Source organism: Methanothermobacter thermautotrophicus (assembly GCF_014889545.1).
Taxonomy (GTDB): Archaea; Methanobacteriota; Methanobacteria; order Methanobacteriales; family Methanothermobacteraceae; genus Methanothermobacter; species Methanothermobacter thermautotrophicus_A.
Window position 1 is genome coordinate 45,318 of sequence record NZ_QKOF01000004.1, and the last position, 15,607, is coordinate 60,924.

Genomic DNA, 15,607 nt, shown 5'->3' on the forward strand with positions numbered 1-15,607 from the left:
TATGATGGAGGTTCCTATTATAGATTGACTTCTTATAGAGCTTTAGTGAAATGGAGCAGAAAGAGTGGCGGTTGGCATTTTAACTGGATTTTCATCCCACTTAGAAAGGGAAGCTGAAAGACTGGAAAGGAGAATACTTAGATTCTAATGGTGGATCTGAGGTTAAAAAATAATTTAATGGGAAAAAATGAAGGGAATTTCAGGACATTTTACCGGCTTTGAGGACCTCAAATGCGTCAAGGTCAACTGAACCAATGGTGCTGTAGCATTCAGGTTCAGGCATATTCTTGAGGTCCTCCTGGCTTATGTACTTCATCCTGTCAAGACCCCTGACAAAGTACCTGAACTGTGAGCCAAGCCTCTCCCTGAGCCTGTAGCCCTTTCCGGTGTTTATGAACAGCCTGCGGTTCACCTCATATTCACCGGTGAGTTCATTTATTTTTCTCATCAGCTTTTTCGTGGGGTATCTGTAGGTCCCTTCCTCCATGGCCATTACTATGTCCAGGGGGACACCTAGTTCCTCTGCAAGTTCCCTCTGGGTCTTCCCGGTGTGAACCCTGTAACCCAGAACCAGAAATTTGAATTCATCTTCAATCATGGGATCTCCACCTCCTTGAGGTAGAATATGGACAAAAGCCATATAAATATTTTTATAGAAAAAATTATTATAAAAAACGCAATAAACCAGATATTAATATTAATAAATAGATAAATTATATTACAAATTACTATATCCATGGTATCGACACATATATGGTAATAACTGAGGGGACACATAAAGCAAATAATATAAACACTCAGTGAATTATTATGAGATGTGGTGGGTTTAATGGGACCTGAGTCATGGATAATAATAGCAGCCATATGCCTCATAGGTGAGATGCTCACAACGGGCTTCTTCCTACTATGGTTTGCCTTCGGAGCACTGGCAGCAGCGGCCCTCGGCTACCTTGGCTTTGACACTACAGCGCAGTTCATAACATTCGTCGCTGTTTCAGCTGTCCTCCTTGGAGTTTCAAGGCCATTCGCAGCACGCATAACCGGCGAACCATCAAAAAAGGCAGTATCCGATAGACTGATAGGGAGAAAGGGAGTTGTGATGGAGGCAATCAGCCCCAAGAACTCTGGCCTGGTGAAGGTTGATGGCGAAACATGGAGGGCCAAATCAGCCACAGTGCTTGATGCGGGTGAGGATGTAATTGTGAAGTCCATTGAGGGCGTTAAACTCGTAGTTGAAAAACTGGAGGAATAGAAATGATACTTGAACTGATAATAGTACTGGTACTCCTTGTACTGGCATTCAAGAGCCTCAAGATACTAAGACCCTACGAGAAGGGTGTTGTCGAGAGGCTTGGTAAATACCAGAGGACCGTGGAGAGCGGACTCGTGGTCATAATACCCTTCATAGAGGCCATAAAGAAGGTCGACATGAGGGAACAGGTGGTTGATGTCCCCCCACAGGAGGTCATAACCAAGGACAACACGGTTGTGGTGGTGGACTGCGTCATATTCTATGAGGTGGTTGATCCATTCAATGCAGTCTACAACGTAGTTGACTTCTACCAGGCCATAACCAAACTTGCCCAGACCAACCTCAGAAACATAATAGGTGACCTTGAACTCGACCAGACCCTCACATCAAGGGAGATGATAAACACCCAGCTACGTGAGGTGCTTGACGAGGCCACAGACAAGTGGGGAACCAGGGTCGTCCGTGTGGAGATACAGCGCATAGAACCGCCGGGTGACATCGTTGAGGCCATGTCAAAGCAGATGAAGGCTGAACGTATGAAGAGGGCGGCCATCCTTGAGGCAGAGGGATACAAGCAGTCAGAGATAAAGAGGGCTGAGGGTGATAAGCAGGCAGCCATCCTTGAGGCAGAGGGTAAGGCAGAGGCCATAAAGAAGGTCGCAGATGCCAACAAGTACCGCGAGATAGCAATAGCAGAGGGACAGGCCAAGGCCATACTATCAGTTTTCAGGGCCATGCATGAGGGTGACCCCACAAATGATATAATAGCACTCAAGTACCTTGAGGCCCTTGAGAAGGTTGCCGATGGAAGAGCAACAAAGATACTGCTCCCGGTGGAGGCCACAGGCATCCTTGGATCCATTGCAGGAATCTCAGAGATGCTCTCAGATCCAGAAGACAAGGGAAGCTCAGAGGACAAAAAGGAATCACAGCAGGTTGAAAAATCTGAAAAACAGTGATTCCTTCATATCTTTTTTGTAAAACAGTGGTTCATACTTTAAAGGCCTTCTCTTTAAGGGACCCCACTCTTGACCCATGTTACTTATAAATATCACCTTGAACATAGTTAAAATGGAGGTGCTAAATATGAAAGAGGATGTTTTCTATGGGAAGGGCATGGTGCACGTGAAGGAGGACTACCCTGACATCTATGAGGCGGTTGTTAAACTGAATGAGGCCGCCTACACAGGTAAGGTCCTTGATTACAGGACACAGAAGCTCATAGCCCTCGGGATAACAGCATCAAACTCCGATGACCGTGCAGTTAAAAAACAGATACAGAGTGCAATAAACGAGTTCGGAGTCACAAAGGATGAGATAGTTGATGTCCTGCGTGTTGTTCTCCTCACATCAGGCAATCCACCCTTCGTCAAGGCCATGAGAATACTCTACGAGGTTCTTGGGGACTGAAACAACACCTTTAATTTTTCCATTACAGATACCTTCTCAGACGTTCATCGAAGCAGATCACAGTAAACTTTTTAAGTGATCACAGCAGATGTAGTAGCACCTAAACCGCTATTTTTCTGGGATACGTTCCCATGGATGTGGCGTAAAGCCGAACAGAATAGAGGTGTAAATGATGTACAGATACGTTAAAGATGCATGGAAGAATCCAAAGGACTCCTATGTAAGGGAGCTAATGTGGGAGAGGGCTCCTAAGTGGAGAAGGGATCCCGTAATTAAGAGAATAGAAAGACCAACCAGAATAGACCGTGCAAGGGCACTGGGTTACAGGGCAAAACCTGGATACATAATTGTAAGGACACGTGTAAGGCGTGGAAGCCAGAGGAAAACCCGGTTCAAGGCAGGTAGAAGGCCCAAGAGGATGGGTGTAAAGAAGATAACCACCGCAAAGAGTATCAAGAGGATCGCAGAGGAGAGGGTTGCAAGGAAATACCCCAACATGGAGGTCCTCAACTCCTACTGGGTCTGGGAGGATGGAAAGTACAAGTTCTATGAGGTCATCCTCGTGGATCCAAACCACCCTGCCATAAAGAATGACCCCAAGATAAACTGGATCTGTGAAAAACAGCACAGGGGACGCGTCTTCAGGGGCCTCACAAGTGAAGGCAAAAAGAACAGGGGCCTCAGGAACAGGGGTAAAGGGGCTGAGAAGGTAAGGTAAAGGCCCCATTCAACTTTTTTTAGAGTTAGAGGGACATGATACACAACATCTCCTACCGCCTCATGGTATACGGTACAGAGGACGAGGAAAAGGTCCTCGAGGCCCTCAGAAACGTAATCCCGGGGGCCACACCCGAAAGGGAGAAAGCCGAGGGATACCATGGAAACCCCATCACGGTCCTCAGGGGAAGGCTGGACCGCAGAAGGGCCCTCAGAGAATTCATGGATGAATTCAGAGAGGTCTTCAGGGGCCGCATGGACGAACTTGAGGACAGGTTCGACGAGAACGGTAACCTTTTCCTTCGGCTGGACAAGCAGAAGGCCCTTGAGGGGGTCTGGGAACCCGTGAGGCACGGTGATGCAATCCACCTGAAGATCAAGGTGGAGGCCTACCCCGCAAAGAGGGAAGTTGCGGTCGAGAACATCAGGAAGATACTTGAATGACTGATTCTCCAAAGGATTCTGATGAAATTCTTTGATTTCCACATACAGGGCAGGGACCATGATTCCAGTCTGAGACTCCTCCTTGAGGCATCACGCCTCGGCTACCATGGCGGAGTTCTGGTATACCCCTCTGAGAGATACTCTGACCTCAAGTCAGACTTCGAATCCCTCAGGGAGAACCCTGAACTCCAGGACTTCGAGATAGCCTGTGGTGTAATGATAAGGGCATCTGACCCCCGTGATATGAGGAGATCAGTGAACAGATTCAGGAAAAAGGCTGACGTGATCTATGTCTCAGGGGGTAACCTGAAGGTTAACAGGGCAGCATGTGAGAGTCGCAGGGTCGACATCCTGTCAGCACCCTACACTTCAAGGAGGGACCCTGGCATCAACCATGTACTTTCAAGGGAGGCTGCAAGAAACGGTGTGGCCATTGAACTCCCCCTTGCGGACGTCATCGGGTCATGGCTCAAGGTCCGTGCGAGGGTCCTTGAACATTTCAGGGAGATCCTGAAACTCCAGAGAAAGTTCGGTTTTCCACTGGTCCTCACCAGCAGGGCTTCCACAATCTATGACCTGAGGGCCCCGCGTGATATCATTAACCTCGCCGAATGCTTCGGTATGAAGGCCCAAGAGGCAGAGAAATCCCTCACTTCCACCCCCGCATCAATACTCGAGGACTCAGGGAACCGTCAGCTAATGATCGCAGATGGAGTTAGACTACTCCCTGAGAGTTAAGGTGAGCCTATGAGAATGAAAATACTTCCACCCACCCTGAGGGTCCCCAGGAGGTACATAGCCTTTGAGGTGATCAGTGAGAGGGAACTCTCAAGGGAGGAACTTGTCTCACTCATCTGGGACAGCTGCCTCAAGTTACATGGGGAATGTGAAACATCAAATTTTCGTTTATGGCTCATGAAGCTCTGGAGGTTCGATTTTCCAGACGCAGTCAGGATGAGGGGCATACTCCAGTGCCAGAGGGGATATGAGAGGAGAGTTATGATGGCCCTCACATGCGCCCACCACTACGGCGGTGTGAGGGTCGCCATCCACATCCTCGGCCTTTCAGGGACGATACGATCTGCAACACAAAAGTTTATTAAACCTTCCAAGAAAGATAAATACTGATTAATCTTTATCACATGACACATGATTACATAAATTATCCATCAATAAAGAGAGGTTAGAAAAATGCAACCACTTCAGAGCGCAGGATATGATAGGGCCATCACAGTATTCAGCCCGGATGGCAGACTATTCCAGGTGGAATATGCAAGGGAAGCCGTTAAAAGAGGAACCACTTCCCTTGGAGTGAAATCAAAGGAAGGAATAGTTCTTGTTGTGGACAAGAGACCCACAAGCAAGCTGGTTGAACCGAAATCCATAGAAAAGATATTCCAGATAGATGAACACATCGGGGCTGCAACATCCGGACTGGTGGCGGATGCACGTGCAATAATTGAGAAGGCAAGGCTTGAGGCCCAGATAAACAGGATAACCTACAACGAACCAATAAGGGTTGAAAGCCTGGCCAAGAAGATATGTGACATGAAACAGATGTACACCCAGCATGGAGGTGTCAGGCCCTTCGGAACGGCTCTCATAATTGGTGGTGTCAATGGCAGAGGTTGCAGACTCTTCGAAACAGACCCCAGCGGTGCCCTCATAGAGTACAAGGCCACGGCTATAGGGGCTGGAAGGCCCGCAGCAATGGAGGAATTTGAGAAGAAGTACAGCGACGACATGAACCTCAATCAGGCCATAGAACTGGCACTCGACGCGGTTTATGAGGCCACCGAGGGTAAAACAACACCTGAAAGTGTTGAGATAGCTGTTATAGAAGCCGCAGATAAGAAATACAGAAGGCTTCCTGATGATGAGATCAGGGATCATGTCGAGGAGCTCCTGATCAGGAAGGAAAAGGAGGAAGAGGAGTAAAAAATGGTCAGCCTTGAAGATGCAGTTATCGCCCGGCTTGAATCCCATGGTGAGCGATTCGAGGTCCTTGTGGACCCTGATCTGGCAGCAGAGTTCCGCAGGGAAGACTCTGATGTAAGTGTTGAGGATGTACTAGCGGTTCAGGAGGTTTTCAGGGACGCCAGGAAGGGTGATAAGGCATCTGAGGAGGCCATGAGGAAGGTCTTTGAAACAGCGGATCCACTTGATGTAACACAAATAATACTCAGAAGGGGGACAATACAGCTCACTGCAGACCAGAGAAGGCAGATGATAGAGGATAAACGCCTGAAGATCATCAACAAAATTGCACGTGAGGCTATAAACCCCCAGAACGGACTTCCTCACCCTCCAAAGAGGATTGAAAAGGCCATGGAGGAAGCCAGGGTTCATATTGATCCATTCAAGACCGTTGACGAACAGATCAACATAGTCCTGAAGGCCATCAGAACCAAGATTCCAATTAAATTTGAGAAGGTCAGGGTGGCCATCCGTATACCCGGGGAAAAGGCAGGGTCAGCCTACGGTGTAATATCAAATTTTGGTAAGATAACCAACGAGGAATGGCAGAGTGACGGATCATGGATAGCCGTGGTTGAAATACCTGGAGGTCTTCAGGATAGCTTCTATCAGAAGCTCAGTGAACTCACAGGCGGTAACGTTGAAACCAGGCTAATAAAATAAATCCTCCTCTCCTTTTAGCCTTCAAAAAACAGGGAGGCATAATGTGCTACTTGTAAATGAAAAGGACCTGGTTGTTCCAGGTCAGGTTCTGGCAGAGAACGAATACTACCCTGGAAGGGGAACCTTCAAAGAGGATAACCGGATATGTTCATCCTTCGTGGGACTCGTTTCTGTTAGAAACAAGAAGATAAACGTGATACCACTTCAGAGTAAGTACATCCCCAAGAGGGGGGATGTGGTCATCGGGGAGATCACAGACATAAGGTTCTCAATGTGGGGACTTGACATAAACTCACCCTACACAGGTCTCTTACCAGCCTCTGAGGTCTTTGGCAAGGATAAAAGGGAACTCGAAAGTGTCTTCGATATAGGGGACGTTCTGCTTTTAAGGGTTGTGGATGTGGATGAGGTTAAGAAGGTGAAGCTTGGCCTCAAGGGCCGCGGCCTTGGAAAGTTCAGGGACGGTATCCTTGTTTACATAACACCCACAAAGGTCCCAAGGCTGATAGGCAAGAGGGGATCAATGATAAACATGGTCAAGGAGAAGACCAAATGCGATATCGTTGTGGGACAGAACGGTGTTGTCTGGATAAAGGGTGAAGCCGGCATGGAGAGGATAGCTGAGAAGGTAATCCTGATGATAGACCGTGAGGCCCACACCTCAGGACTCACTGACCGTGTGAGGGAACTCCTAGACAGACTTACAGGAGTTGAACCTGATATTCAGGTTGAGGAGTCTGAAGGGACAGAAAAACCTGAAATCCCTGAGTCTGAGGATTTTGAGGAAGGATCTGATGAGTCTGAGGATGTGGTGGTGTCTCCGGAGTCTGAGGATTTTGAGGAAGGATCTGATGAGTCTGAGGACCTTGAAGTGGAACCTGAGAATGTGAAAGTGGATTCTCCGGGGTCTGAAAGCATGGAAGAAGGAACAGACACCCCCGACGCTGAAGAGGGTGATGGAGAAGCCGGGGATGCAGAAGTTAAGGATGAGAATAATTCCGAGAGGTGATTACTATCATCACACAGGATCAGTTGAAGACCTCCCCCAGTGTCAGGGAGGATGGAAGGGCATTTGATGAACTCAGGCCCTTAAAAATTGAGGCAGGAATACTTGAAAGGGCAGATGGTTCATCCTATCTTGAATTTGGCGGTAACAAAATACTGGTGGCTGTATACGGACCAAGGGAGGCTCAGATAAGAAAGTTACAGAGACCTGACAGGGCCGTTATAAGGTGCAGGTACAATATGGCACCATTCTCAGTTGAGGAGCGAAAGAGACCTGGCCCTGACAGGCGTTCTGTTGAGATCTCCAAGATAACTGCAGAGGCCCTCAGACCGGCACTGATACTTGAAAAGTTTCCCAGGTCAGTCATCGATGTGTTCATAGAGGTACTCGAGGCTGAGGGGGGTACAAGGTGCGCAGGTATAACTGCGGCTTCGGTTGCCCTTGCAGATGCAGGCATACCCATGAGGGACATGGTTGTTGCCTGTGCAGCAGGTAAGGTTGGTGATCAGGTGGTCCTTGACCTCTCCGAGGAGGAGGACAAGGAGGGTCAGGCAGATGTGCCGGTGGCGATACTCCCGAGGACACGTGAAATCACACTGCTGCAGAGTGATGGGAACCTCAGACCCGAGGAATTTGAAAGGGCACTTGACCTTGCAGTGGACGGATGTCTCCGGATACATGAGGTGCAGAAGGAGGCCCTCAGAAAGAGGTATGGTGAATAAAATGGATATAATACCTGAAATTACAAGAAAGAGTATAACGGACCTTATAAATAATAAGGAACGTATTGATGGAAGGTCACTCCATGAGTTCAGGGACATATCCATCGAAACGGGGGTGATATCCAAGGCTGAGGGTTCCTCAAGGGTGAAACTTGGAAACACCCAGATAATTGTGGGTGTGAAGCCCCAGATAGGTGAACCCTTCCCTGACACGCCTGAGATGGGTGTTATACTCACCAACTCAGAGCTACTTCCAATGGCATCACCGACCTTTGAGCCAGGACCCCCCGATGAGAGGTCAGTGGAGCTTTCAAGGGTCGTGGACAGATGCATAAGGGAGAGCCGGATGATAGACCTTGAGAAGCTCTGCATCATAGAGGGCAGCAAGGTCTGGATGCTCTTCCTGGACCTCCACATCATAGACTACGATGGCAACCTCTTCGATGCAGCGGTCCTTGCAACCGTGGCAGCCCTGCTGGATACAAGGATACCTGCAGCAGAGGTTGAGGATGGTGAGGTTGTTATCAACAGGGAGAAGATGCAGCCACTCCCTGTTAACAGGAAGGCCCTCATGTGCACCTTCGCCAAGATAGGAAACGAGATGGTCCTTGACCCATCCCTTGAGGAAGAGGATATACTCACCGCAAGGATATCCATAGGCGTGACTGAGGAGGGCTCCATATGCGCCATGCAGAAGGGTGGTGAGGGGCCCCTTACAAGGGATGATGTCCTTAAGGCAGTCTCCATTGCAGTGGAGAAGGTGCCCCAGCTCATTGAGTACCTTGACGAGTCAATGACTCCCTAAATCTTAAATACTGACCAGACAATATCTATAACATCATATTTACTGGAGTGATATAAATGGCAAGAACAAAGAAAGTAGGTATCACAGGACGTTTCGGTCCACGTTACGGTCGTAAAGCTAAAAGAGCTGTTAAAAAGATTGAAGAAGAGATGAAGAGGAAGCACATATGCCCGAGCTGTGACCGTCCCGGTGTTAAGAGGGAGAGCAGGGGCATATGGAAGTGCAGGAAATGCGGTGCTGTGTTCACAGGCGGAGCATACCTCCCGGTGACCCCAATGGGTAAGACAGCAGCCCGTAACATCAAGAGGATAGTTGGAGGTAAGTAGATTGTACCGCTGCGCCCAGTGCGGGACACTCATAGACCCCAAGAAGTACATGGAGAACAAGTGCCCCAGGTGCAGGTACAGGATCCTCTTCAAGGAGGTGCCTCCGGTTAAGAGGACCCTGAAGGCACGGTAGGATGCTCCTCACAACATCCAGAAAGCCATCCCAGCGCACAAGGTCCTTCTCCCAGAGGCTCTCCAGGATAATGGGCTGGAGGTACATTAACCGGGGAAAGATGAGCCTCCGGGATGTGCTGATCGAGGCCAGAGGCCCTGTAGCTGTGGTCTCTGAAAGGCACGGTAACCCTGCAAGGATAACCTTCCTTGATGAAAGGGGAGGGGAGAGGGGTTACATCCTCTTCAACCCGGCATTTGAAATGAAAAAACCTGAACTGGCAGATAAAGCGGTAAGGGTCAGTAGCTGCCCTCCAGGATCTGAGGGCATCTGCAATTTAATGGGCCTTGAGGTTGATGAATCCGCATCCAGGGATGCATGGAGTATAGGGAGTGATGAGGAGTATGCCTGGGTGATGGAGCTCATTGATGCCAGGGGGATGCCCGCTGGTTTTAAGCTTCTGATACGTGATTTCAGGGCCGGTGAGTGAGTTGGGTCTCAGGAAAATTCAGGGGGTAATAGACATCAGGACGGACCCTGAATCAGCATCTGTGATCTACAGGGCCATCAAACCTGAGGTCATGGATTCACCCTCACAGAGGTCTTCCATGTCCATGGAACTTGAGGATGGCAGGATAACCATCAACATAAGTGCAGGGGACTCGGCATCCTTCCGGGCTGCCCTCAACTCATCACTGCGCTGGGTGAGGCTTTCCATGGAGATTCTTGAATTGATGGGAACATAATGAATAATTGAAGGTGATAATATGGAACTTCCACAGAATGTACAGCACCAGTTAGCTCAGTTCCAGCAGCTGCAGCAGCAGGCACAGGCGATATCTGTGCAGAAACAGACGGTTGAAATGCAGATTAATGAGACACAGAAGGCCCTTGAAGAACTCTCAAGGGCTGCAGATGACGCTGAAGTATATAAGAGCTCAGGTAACATCCTAATCAGGGTTGCCAAGGATGAGCTTACAGAGGAACTTCAGGAAAAACTTGAAACCCTTCAGCTCAGGGAGAAGACCATTGAGAGACAGGAAGAACGCGTCATGAAGAAACTGCAGGAGATGCAGGTCAACATCCAGGAAGCGATGAAGGGTGCAGGCATCAATCCAGGGATGGGTAACTAATTGAGTCTCAGGAAACTCACTGAAGGGGATCTGGATGAGATATCCAGTTTCCTCCACAATACCATTTCTGATTTTATACTGAAGAGGGTGTCTTCCAAGGAGATAGTTGATATTGACATAACTGTGCTGCTTGAGTACACCGATGAACTGAAGGTTGACATCAGCGCTGAACTGTACCTTGATGAGCTTTCAGATGCAGATCCCGTGATTGTTGATGAGGCAGTGGATGCAGCCTACAGGGGCCTTGAATCCTTCCTTGATGGATTCAGGGAATAATCACTGCCGCCTCTGGATTAAGACGACTATTATGTAATTATCCTCCTTTATTAATACTTAACCAGTTTCCATTTAAAAGCTCGTAATAACTTTTTATCAAAAAGTATTTATATATCGTGTGACAAGCACTTTAGTGAGCATGAATTCCTCCTAGCTTAAAACGGAAGCCAGCTCAACAGGGCATCCAGTAACAATCCTTTCGCTCAAAAAATGTCATCTGATGCCCTGTTCCTCCTCTTTTTAATAATTTAGTTCAAATGCCATCTGATTCCTTTTTAACAAGATGGAATTAAACCTTCTGGATCCTTAGGAGTGAATGTGAGATTTCAGAGTTTTTCTCAGGGATCATGGTAATTGCATTTGAATTGCATGTGAGGGGTTTCTCCATGTGGACCGTCCCGAGTTCATTCCCTGTGTCTACCGTTACACGGTATCCCCTTGAAAGCCAGAATTCGAGGGCACCATCAACGTATTTATGTGTGTGCAGGTAGATCCTCTGGTAGCCCAGTGATGCGGCCTCCTTCTCGGCGATTTCAGCAAGTCTGGATGCAACACCCAACCTCCGGTGATCCTCATGTACAAAAACTCTCCACAGGCTGGCCGTTGTCTCTGGATCATAATTCAGGCCCTCAAATTCACGGTCATAGGCACGGAGTCCCAGTGTCCCTATTACCCTACCACCCCTGGAGGCGAAGAGGAAGGTGTTCCTTGGGGGTTTGAGGTAGTACTCCTCAAGGTTTATTATGTCCCTGTGGTACTCGGGTATGTATCCGAATCCAAACTCCCTCCTGATTATCCTGAAGAGGAACTTTCTTATGGATTCGAGTTCAGATTCACTCACGGGTTCAGCCACAGTGATAATTTCCATCACCTTTTGTTTTTCAGTATTTTTTGCCTTCCTTCAGCCACGGCGATAACATCCATCACAGTGAGTAATAATTATCCTGTGTCAGGTCCAGATAAAGTAATACAGGATTATCATCACATATGATATATGTACCCAATTCTTATAAATGCTGGTGTTCAATAGCATCACCAGACCAAGGGGAACCGTTATGAGCTGTTACATCTACTGGGATAAGATAAAGAGGATAGCCTCAAGACTTGAGGGAATGAATTATCACTTCAATGAGATGGACACCAGCGAGGTGATGCCACTTCTTGATGAGATCGAGGAGATAGCCCATGACTCAACCATCGATTTTGAATCAGCAAAGCACATCCTCGATGATGCTGAAATGAATCATGCCCTCAGCCTGATAAGGAAGTTTTACGTGAATCTCGGGATGAAGCTTGAAATGGAAAAGGCAGAGGAGGTCATAGAGTCAGACTCACCCTGGGAGACCCTCAGATCATTCTACTTCTATCCACGTTACCTTGAACTACTTAAGAATGAGGCTGCCCTTGGAAGATTCAGGAGGGGGGAGAGGGCAGTTTTCATTGGAGGAGGGCCCCTCCCACTCACAGGTATCCTTTTATCACACATCTATTGCATGAAGGTGCAGGTTGTTGAAGTCGAAGCAGAGATCGCTGAGCTATCAAGGAGGGTGCTTGAGAGCCTGGGAATGGAGAATGTGAAGGTCATAACCGGGGATGAAACCGCCATTGAGGGCCTTGAATTTGATGTGGTGATGGTGGCGGCCCTTGCAGAGCCAAAGAGGAGGGTTTTCAGGAACATACACAGATACGTTGATACAGAAACCCGGGTTATCTACAGGACATATACAGGTATGAGGGCCATCCTCTACGCACCTGTCAGTGATGATGATATCCGTGGATTCAGGAGGGCTGGAGTGGTTCTCCCCTCAGGGAAGGTTAACAACACTTCTGTCCTTGTTTTTAAGTGCCTTGATTGATTCTTCCACCAGATACAGAAGTTTGTGGCAGATTTATTACTATTCTGGTGAACGGCAGCAGATGGTTATTATTAATTTTAAAATAGAAATTGTTAAATAGTAGGGACATTCAAGAGTAAAATGTAACACCATAATGGTGTTTGATATTAAATTTTCCCTCCAGCAATCAGTTCATGGGGTCTCCCCATGAATCCTCTCTTTTTAACAGGAAAAATTGAGTATTACATTTCCATCAATTTCAAACCCTGAAGTATTAACAAAATCATTATATATGTTATTACTCCAAGGGAGATCTGTACATTATTAAACATTACAGAACTTAAAGGAGGTGAAAATGTATGGGAAGACAGTATTTCATGGTTTTCATGGTTCTTCTCGTTGCTGTGGCACTTACAGGTTCGGTGAGCGCAGCAGATACGACATGTGAGGTGGGGGTTGACGTCAAATATGAATTTGCAGACGACAACACCCGCATCAACCCTGACATAAACTACATCAGCGACACCAGCGGGACAAAGATAAACTTCACAAAGACCTTTGATCCCTCGGCGAACATCACAAAAATCATATTCAACTACCAGAACGTCACAAACACCACAAAATTCAGAATCAAGGTTACAGCCCCGGGTTACAGGGACATTCTACATGAATTCACCCTATCAACCAACCCGCTGAATCCCCTTGACACCAGATACTATGCGAAGCTCCAGTTACAGATGAACGCCACAGATGCCTACAAACTGGGAAGGGAGATCACAAAGAAGGCAGACCAGATCCTCAACTTCTCAAGAGGGAATATTCTGGTCATAACAACTGCAGGGATAGTCAAATACAGAAATGACACATCAGAGGATGTCATTGAGGGTATACTCAACCAGGCAGGTGGGAAGGTAGCCTATGGTAAGGGTAACCTCCTTGTCATAAGGAAAAGCCCGGTGGATCCACTGGACACATTCTTTGTAATCCAGAGGGGCGCAGCTCTCCTTGGAGTCTACTTCAAGAATGCGAGCACATCACCGGTCGTCATTAAAACAGTTAACGGTAAACCGGTATACACCATTGACCTTACAAAGAACATGACAGAGGCAAACTGGAACCTTCTTGTAAGTAAATACGGGAACCAGGCCTTCCCTGTTGCAAGCCTTGCCAATGCCTGGGCACAGGGAGCTCCATCAGACCTTCTGAGGGCAGCAGCCTTCCATGGGCACATGTGCCTGGGTACCATCAGCGGTTACGCAATGAGCCTCACCCTCCTCAAGTACTATCCACCTGTCATGGACTTCACAAATCCAGGATCACCCGGTGAGATAACAAGCTACGTGACAGTGGGTGTACCCGGTGACTCAGATGATGATGCACTCCTCATGTTCCTCGACACAACACCAGGTAAGGGTGGATCATACAGTGGATTCAACACAACAGCCAGCGGTGCAGACACCAACCTCGTGGGCTTCATAAGGTGGAACCCCAAGACCCTCAGGGGCGATCTCATTGTGATGAAATTTGACAGGGATGCCCTCAGGAGGCAGTTCCAGCAGCAGACAGGAAAGAAAACAGAACTCGAATTCAATGCATGGCTCATAGCTAAACTGAAGAATGACCCAACATCACTCGTTACAATCGTCAGGGAACTCAAGGACCTGAATGTGACCCACTACTACTATCTCCTGGGTACAGAGGGCAATGTAACAGCGAGGGATATGAACAACAACACATACTTCATTCCAGCCCAGATTGCCCATGGACTTGACATGGCATACATAGACAGCCTCGGACTCCCCAACGCAACCCGTGAGAACAATACCCTTAGCTGGGGCAACCTCACCTATGAGCAGATAAAGAGGATAGGGGCTGATGCAGCAAACCTTGCAAAGCAGTTATTCCTCACAGAGAAGGGTGTGAACCTTGAGAAGGATGACAGGGACCTTGTGGTGTTAACATCAGCAGGTTACTCAAGGGTGAATGGACAGGATATGAGCGCTGCCTGGGATGGAGTATTCGATGTCCTGGGATCAAGGCTCAGCAGGGCAACACTCCTGCCGGTACACAGACCCCTCTGGAAGCCATTATGGTTCACATTCGTCCTGAGGGGCTACGATGGAGTGACAATGGATGCAGTCTACATCTACTATGACCCGACAACAGGCCAGCTTGTTGCATGCAATGCATCAGACGGTAAATTCGTGAATGACATCGGTCCAAGGACCCTGAACAGCACACAGCTGAGCAGCAAGGTATCAAAGGTCTTTGCAAAGGATGGATGGTTCAACATACAGAGCATAGCAAATGCATGGAGGAACGACCCACCCTACGACCAGGTGCTGACCTTCCTCTTCCATGACCATGCATGTCCCGGTGTATCACCTGGCTATCTGATAACAGAGTACATATTCAAGAACTATCCCCTGAAGGAGGATGAGAACTACATCTACCTTGGTAACACCATCTACTGCAAGGACGACGCCATAGTCTACCGTCTAGGAGTCTCACCTGGACAGGGAACCTACTTCAACCTTCGCGTACCCGGAACAGAGAACGACCCTGAGAACGAGGATGCCTATGGAGGTAACATTGAGGGTATCCTTGTGATCTGGGACAACAAGAACAAGGTTGGAAGGGCCGTTGTCATCGACTTCAAATGGCCAAATTTTGATGTGAGTGATTGCGCTACCAGTGATGCTAGAAGGGAGAAACAGATAGCAGGGTTCATCAGCCTCTACAAGGGTGAGACACCAAGTTACCTGATATCTCCACCAGTTGTGACCTATGATGCCGAGAGGCTCATCACAGAGAGCGAACTTCAGATGATCCTCGCAGGTGCAAACGGTCAGAACCCGATAGCCTATGTTAAGGGCATACCTGCAAACAGGACCCTGGCTGACCTCATACCAGTGAATAACGGTGGATC

Annotated in this window: 22 protein-coding genes; 20 read left to right on the forward strand and 2 right to left on the reverse strand. The window is 48.1% G+C overall.

Features of this window, described 5'->3' with window-relative positions; genetic code table 11:
- Nucleotides 1–199 precede the first annotated feature (199 nt).
- Entirely contained in the window at nucleotides 200–598 is a 399-nt protein-coding gene (locus DNK57_RS02390) for a hypothetical protein (RefSeq protein ID WP_226890989.1), read from the reverse strand.
- Nucleotides 599–829: 231 nt separating this feature from the next.
- Here DNK57_RS02390 and DNK57_RS02395 point away from each other — a divergent pair, with 231 nt between their 5' ends.
- The 18 genes from DNK57_RS02395 (at nucleotide 830) to DNK57_RS02480 (ending at nucleotide 10,843) form a co-directional block, all read left to right on the forward strand.
- Nucleotides 830–1,252: an NfeD family protein gene (locus tag DNK57_RS02395; protein ID WP_192961471.1), complete on the forward strand. Its 423-nt coding sequence runs from the start codon at nucleotides 830–832 to the stop codon at nucleotides 1,250–1,252.
- A 2-nt stretch (nucleotides 1,253–1,254) separates the two neighbouring features.
- On the forward strand, nucleotides 1,255–2,211 hold the full coding sequence (locus tag DNK57_RS02400; RefSeq protein ID WP_192961472.1) for an SPFH domain-containing protein: 957 nt from the start codon (nucleotides 1,255–1,257) through the stop codon (nucleotides 2,209–2,211).
- Between the two features lie 127 nt (nucleotides 2,212–2,338).
- Nucleotides 2,339–2,662: a carboxymuconolactone decarboxylase family protein gene (locus DNK57_RS02405; protein ID WP_192961473.1), complete on the forward strand. Its 324-nt coding sequence runs from the start codon at nucleotides 2,339–2,341 to the stop codon at nucleotides 2,660–2,662.
- Between the two features lie 172 nt (nucleotides 2,663–2,834).
- Entirely contained in the window at nucleotides 2,835–3,380 is a 546-nt protein-coding gene (locus tag DNK57_RS02410; RefSeq protein ID WP_192961474.1) for a 50S ribosomal protein L15e, read from the forward strand.
- Between the two features lie 35 nt (nucleotides 3,381–3,415).
- Complete coding sequence (locus tag DNK57_RS02415) at nucleotides 3,416–3,823, forward strand: RNA-binding protein (protein WP_192961475.1); 408 nt, start codon at nucleotides 3,416–3,418, stop codon at nucleotides 3,821–3,823.
- A gap of 21 nt (nucleotides 3,824–3,844) precedes the next feature.
- Complete coding sequence (gene rnp3 / locus DNK57_RS02420) at nucleotides 3,845–4,561, forward strand: ribonuclease P protein component 3 (RefSeq protein ID WP_394354484.1); 717 nt, start codon at nucleotides 3,845–3,847, stop codon at nucleotides 4,559–4,561.
- A gap of 15 nt (nucleotides 4,562–4,576) precedes the next feature.
- Entirely contained in the window at nucleotides 4,577–4,951 is a 375-nt protein-coding gene (gene rnp2 / locus DNK57_RS02425) for a ribonuclease P protein component 2 (protein ID WP_192961491.1), read from the forward strand.
- A 63-nt stretch (nucleotides 4,952–5,014) separates the two neighbouring features.
- Complete coding sequence (gene psmA, locus DNK57_RS02430) at nucleotides 5,015–5,761, forward strand: archaeal proteasome endopeptidase complex subunit alpha (RefSeq protein WP_010876325.1); 747 nt, start codon at nucleotides 5,015–5,017, stop codon at nucleotides 5,759–5,761.
- A 3-nt stretch (nucleotides 5,762–5,764) separates the two neighbouring features.
- A complete protein-coding gene (locus DNK57_RS02435; protein ID WP_192961476.1) occupies nucleotides 5,765–6,463 on the forward strand; it encodes a ribosome assembly factor SBDS in 699 nt (232 codons plus the stop codon).
- A gap of 43 nt (nucleotides 6,464–6,506) precedes the next feature.
- A complete protein-coding gene (rrp4, locus tag DNK57_RS02440; RefSeq protein WP_192961477.1) occupies nucleotides 6,507–7,472 on the forward strand; it encodes an exosome complex RNA-binding protein Rrp4 in 966 nt (321 codons plus the stop codon).
- Nucleotides 7,469–8,191 carry an exosome complex exonuclease Rrp41 gene (rrp41, locus tag DNK57_RS02445; protein ID WP_192961478.1) on the forward strand — a complete coding sequence of 241 codons (723 nt, stop codon included), beginning with the start codon at nucleotides 7,469–7,471 and terminating at the stop codon, nucleotides 8,189–8,191. Before rrp4 ends, rrp41 begins: the two co-directional genes overlap by 4 nt.
- The gene (gene rrp42 / locus DNK57_RS02450) at nucleotides 8,181–8,996 is read left to right on the forward strand and encodes an exosome complex protein Rrp42 (protein WP_192961492.1); all 816 of its coding nucleotides are present in this window, start codon (nucleotides 8,181–8,183) and stop codon (nucleotides 8,994–8,996) included. Before rrp41 ends, rrp42 begins: the two co-directional genes overlap by 11 nt.
- Nucleotides 8,997–9,052: 56 nt before the next feature.
- Nucleotides 9,053–9,322: a 50S ribosomal protein L37Ae gene (rpl37A, locus tag DNK57_RS02455; protein WP_192961479.1), complete on the forward strand. Its 270-nt coding sequence runs from the start codon at nucleotides 9,053–9,055 to the stop codon at nucleotides 9,320–9,322.
- A 1-nt stretch (nucleotide 9,323) separates the two neighbouring features.
- The gene (locus tag DNK57_RS02460) at nucleotides 9,324–9,455 is read left to right on the forward strand and encodes a DNA-directed RNA polymerase subunit P (RefSeq protein WP_192961480.1); all 132 of its coding nucleotides are present in this window, start codon (nucleotides 9,324–9,326) and stop codon (nucleotides 9,453–9,455) included.
- Nucleotide 9,456: 1 nt separating this feature from the next.
- The gene (locus DNK57_RS02465; protein ID WP_192961482.1) at nucleotides 9,457–9,924 is read left to right on the forward strand and encodes a Brix domain-containing protein; all 468 of its coding nucleotides are present in this window, start codon (nucleotides 9,457–9,459) and stop codon (nucleotides 9,922–9,924) included.
- The gene (locus DNK57_RS02470) at nucleotides 9,917–10,180 is read left to right on the forward strand and encodes a KEOPS complex subunit Pcc1 (protein ID WP_192961483.1); all 264 of its coding nucleotides are present in this window, start codon (nucleotides 9,917–9,919) and stop codon (nucleotides 10,178–10,180) included. The genes DNK57_RS02465 and DNK57_RS02470 overlap by 8 nt, the downstream gene beginning before the upstream one ends.
- Nucleotides 10,181–10,201: 21 nt before the next feature.
- A complete protein-coding gene (locus DNK57_RS02475; RefSeq protein WP_010876316.1) occupies nucleotides 10,202–10,567 on the forward strand; it encodes a prefoldin subunit beta in 366 nt (121 codons plus the stop codon).
- Nucleotides 10,568–10,843, forward strand: coding sequence for a DUF3194 domain-containing protein (locus DNK57_RS02480; protein WP_192961484.1), 276 nt, complete (start codon nucleotides 10,568–10,570; stop codon nucleotides 10,841–10,843).
- Nucleotides 10,844–11,132: 289 nt separating this feature from the next.
- Here DNK57_RS02480 and DNK57_RS02485 read toward each other — a convergent pair whose 3' ends face one another.
- Nucleotides 11,133–11,711, reverse strand: coding sequence for a GNAT family N-acetyltransferase (locus DNK57_RS02485; RefSeq protein ID WP_192961485.1), 579 nt, complete (start codon nucleotides 11,709–11,711; stop codon nucleotides 11,133–11,135).
- 187 nt (nucleotides 11,712–11,898) lie between these two features.
- Between DNK57_RS02485 and DNK57_RS02490 the strand changes: the two genes are divergently transcribed.
- Both DNK57_RS02490 and DNK57_RS02495 read left to right on the forward strand, forming a co-directional pair.
- Nucleotides 11,899–12,699 (forward strand): nicotianamine synthase family protein, encoded by an 801-nt coding sequence (locus DNK57_RS02490; protein ID WP_192961486.1) that lies wholly within the window; start codon nucleotides 11,899–11,901, stop codon nucleotides 12,697–12,699.
- 365 nt (nucleotides 12,700–13,064) lie between these two features.
- Nucleotides 13,065–15,607 (forward strand): FmdE family protein (locus DNK57_RS02495; RefSeq protein ID WP_226890996.1); only part of this gene is annotated, 2,543 nt, incomplete at its 3' end.

What these genes read in the sequence shown, in the direction of transcription:
- DNK57_RS02410 (WP_192961474.1), top strand. Translation starts at nt 2,835, where the DNA reads ATGTACAGATACGTTAAAGATGCATGGAAGAATCCAAAGGACTCCTAT.
- DNK57_RS02395 (WP_192961471.1), top strand. Translation starts at nt 830, where the DNA reads ATGGGACCTGAGTCATGGATAATAATAGCAGCCATATGCCTCATAGGT.
- DNK57_RS02415 (WP_192961475.1), top strand. Translation starts at nt 3,416, where the DNA reads ATGATACACAACATCTCCTACCGCCTCATGGTATACGGTACAGAGGAC.
- psmA (WP_010876325.1), top strand. Translation starts at nt 5,015, where the DNA reads ATGCAACCACTTCAGAGCGCAGGATATGATAGGGCCATCACAGTATTC.
- DNK57_RS02485 (WP_192961485.1), bottom strand. Translation starts at nt 11,711, where the DNA reads ATGGAAATTATCACTGTGGCTGAACCCGTGAGTGAATCTGAACTCGAA.
- rpl37A (WP_192961479.1), top strand. Translation starts at nt 9,053, where the DNA reads ATGGCAAGAACAAAGAAAGTAGGTATCACAGGACGTTTCGGTCCACGT.
- rrp42 (WP_192961492.1), top strand. Translation starts at nt 8,181, where the DNA reads ATGGTGAATAAAATGGATATAATACCTGAAATTACAAGAAAGAGTATA.
- DNK57_RS02490 (WP_192961486.1), top strand. Translation starts at nt 11,899, where the DNA reads ATGAGCTGTTACATCTACTGGGATAAGATAAAGAGGATAGCCTCAAGA.
- DNK57_RS02400 (WP_192961472.1), top strand. Translation starts at nt 1,255, where the DNA reads ATGATACTTGAACTGATAATAGTACTGGTACTCCTTGTACTGGCATTC.
- rnp3 (WP_394354484.1), top strand. Translation starts at nt 3,845, where the DNA reads ATGAAATTCTTTGATTTCCACATACAGGGCAGGGACCATGATTCCAGT.
- DNK57_RS02405 (WP_192961473.1), top strand. Translation starts at nt 2,339, where the DNA reads ATGAAAGAGGATGTTTTCTATGGGAAGGGCATGGTGCACGTGAAGGAG.
- DNK57_RS02465 (WP_192961482.1), top strand. Translation starts at nt 9,457, where the DNA reads ATGCTCCTCACAACATCCAGAAAGCCATCCCAGCGCACAAGGTCCTTC.
- DNK57_RS02390 (WP_226890989.1), bottom strand. Translation starts at nt 598, where the DNA reads ATGATTGAAGATGAATTCAAATTTCTGGTTCTGGGTTACAGGGTTCAC.
- DNK57_RS02475 (WP_010876316.1), top strand. Translation starts at nt 10,202, where the DNA reads ATGGAACTTCCACAGAATGTACAGCACCAGTTAGCTCAGTTCCAGCAG.
- DNK57_RS02435 (WP_192961476.1), top strand. Translation starts at nt 5,765, where the DNA reads ATGGTCAGCCTTGAAGATGCAGTTATCGCCCGGCTTGAATCCCATGGT.
- rnp2 (WP_192961491.1), top strand. Translation starts at nt 4,577, where the DNA reads ATGAAAATACTTCCACCCACCCTGAGGGTCCCCAGGAGGTACATAGCC.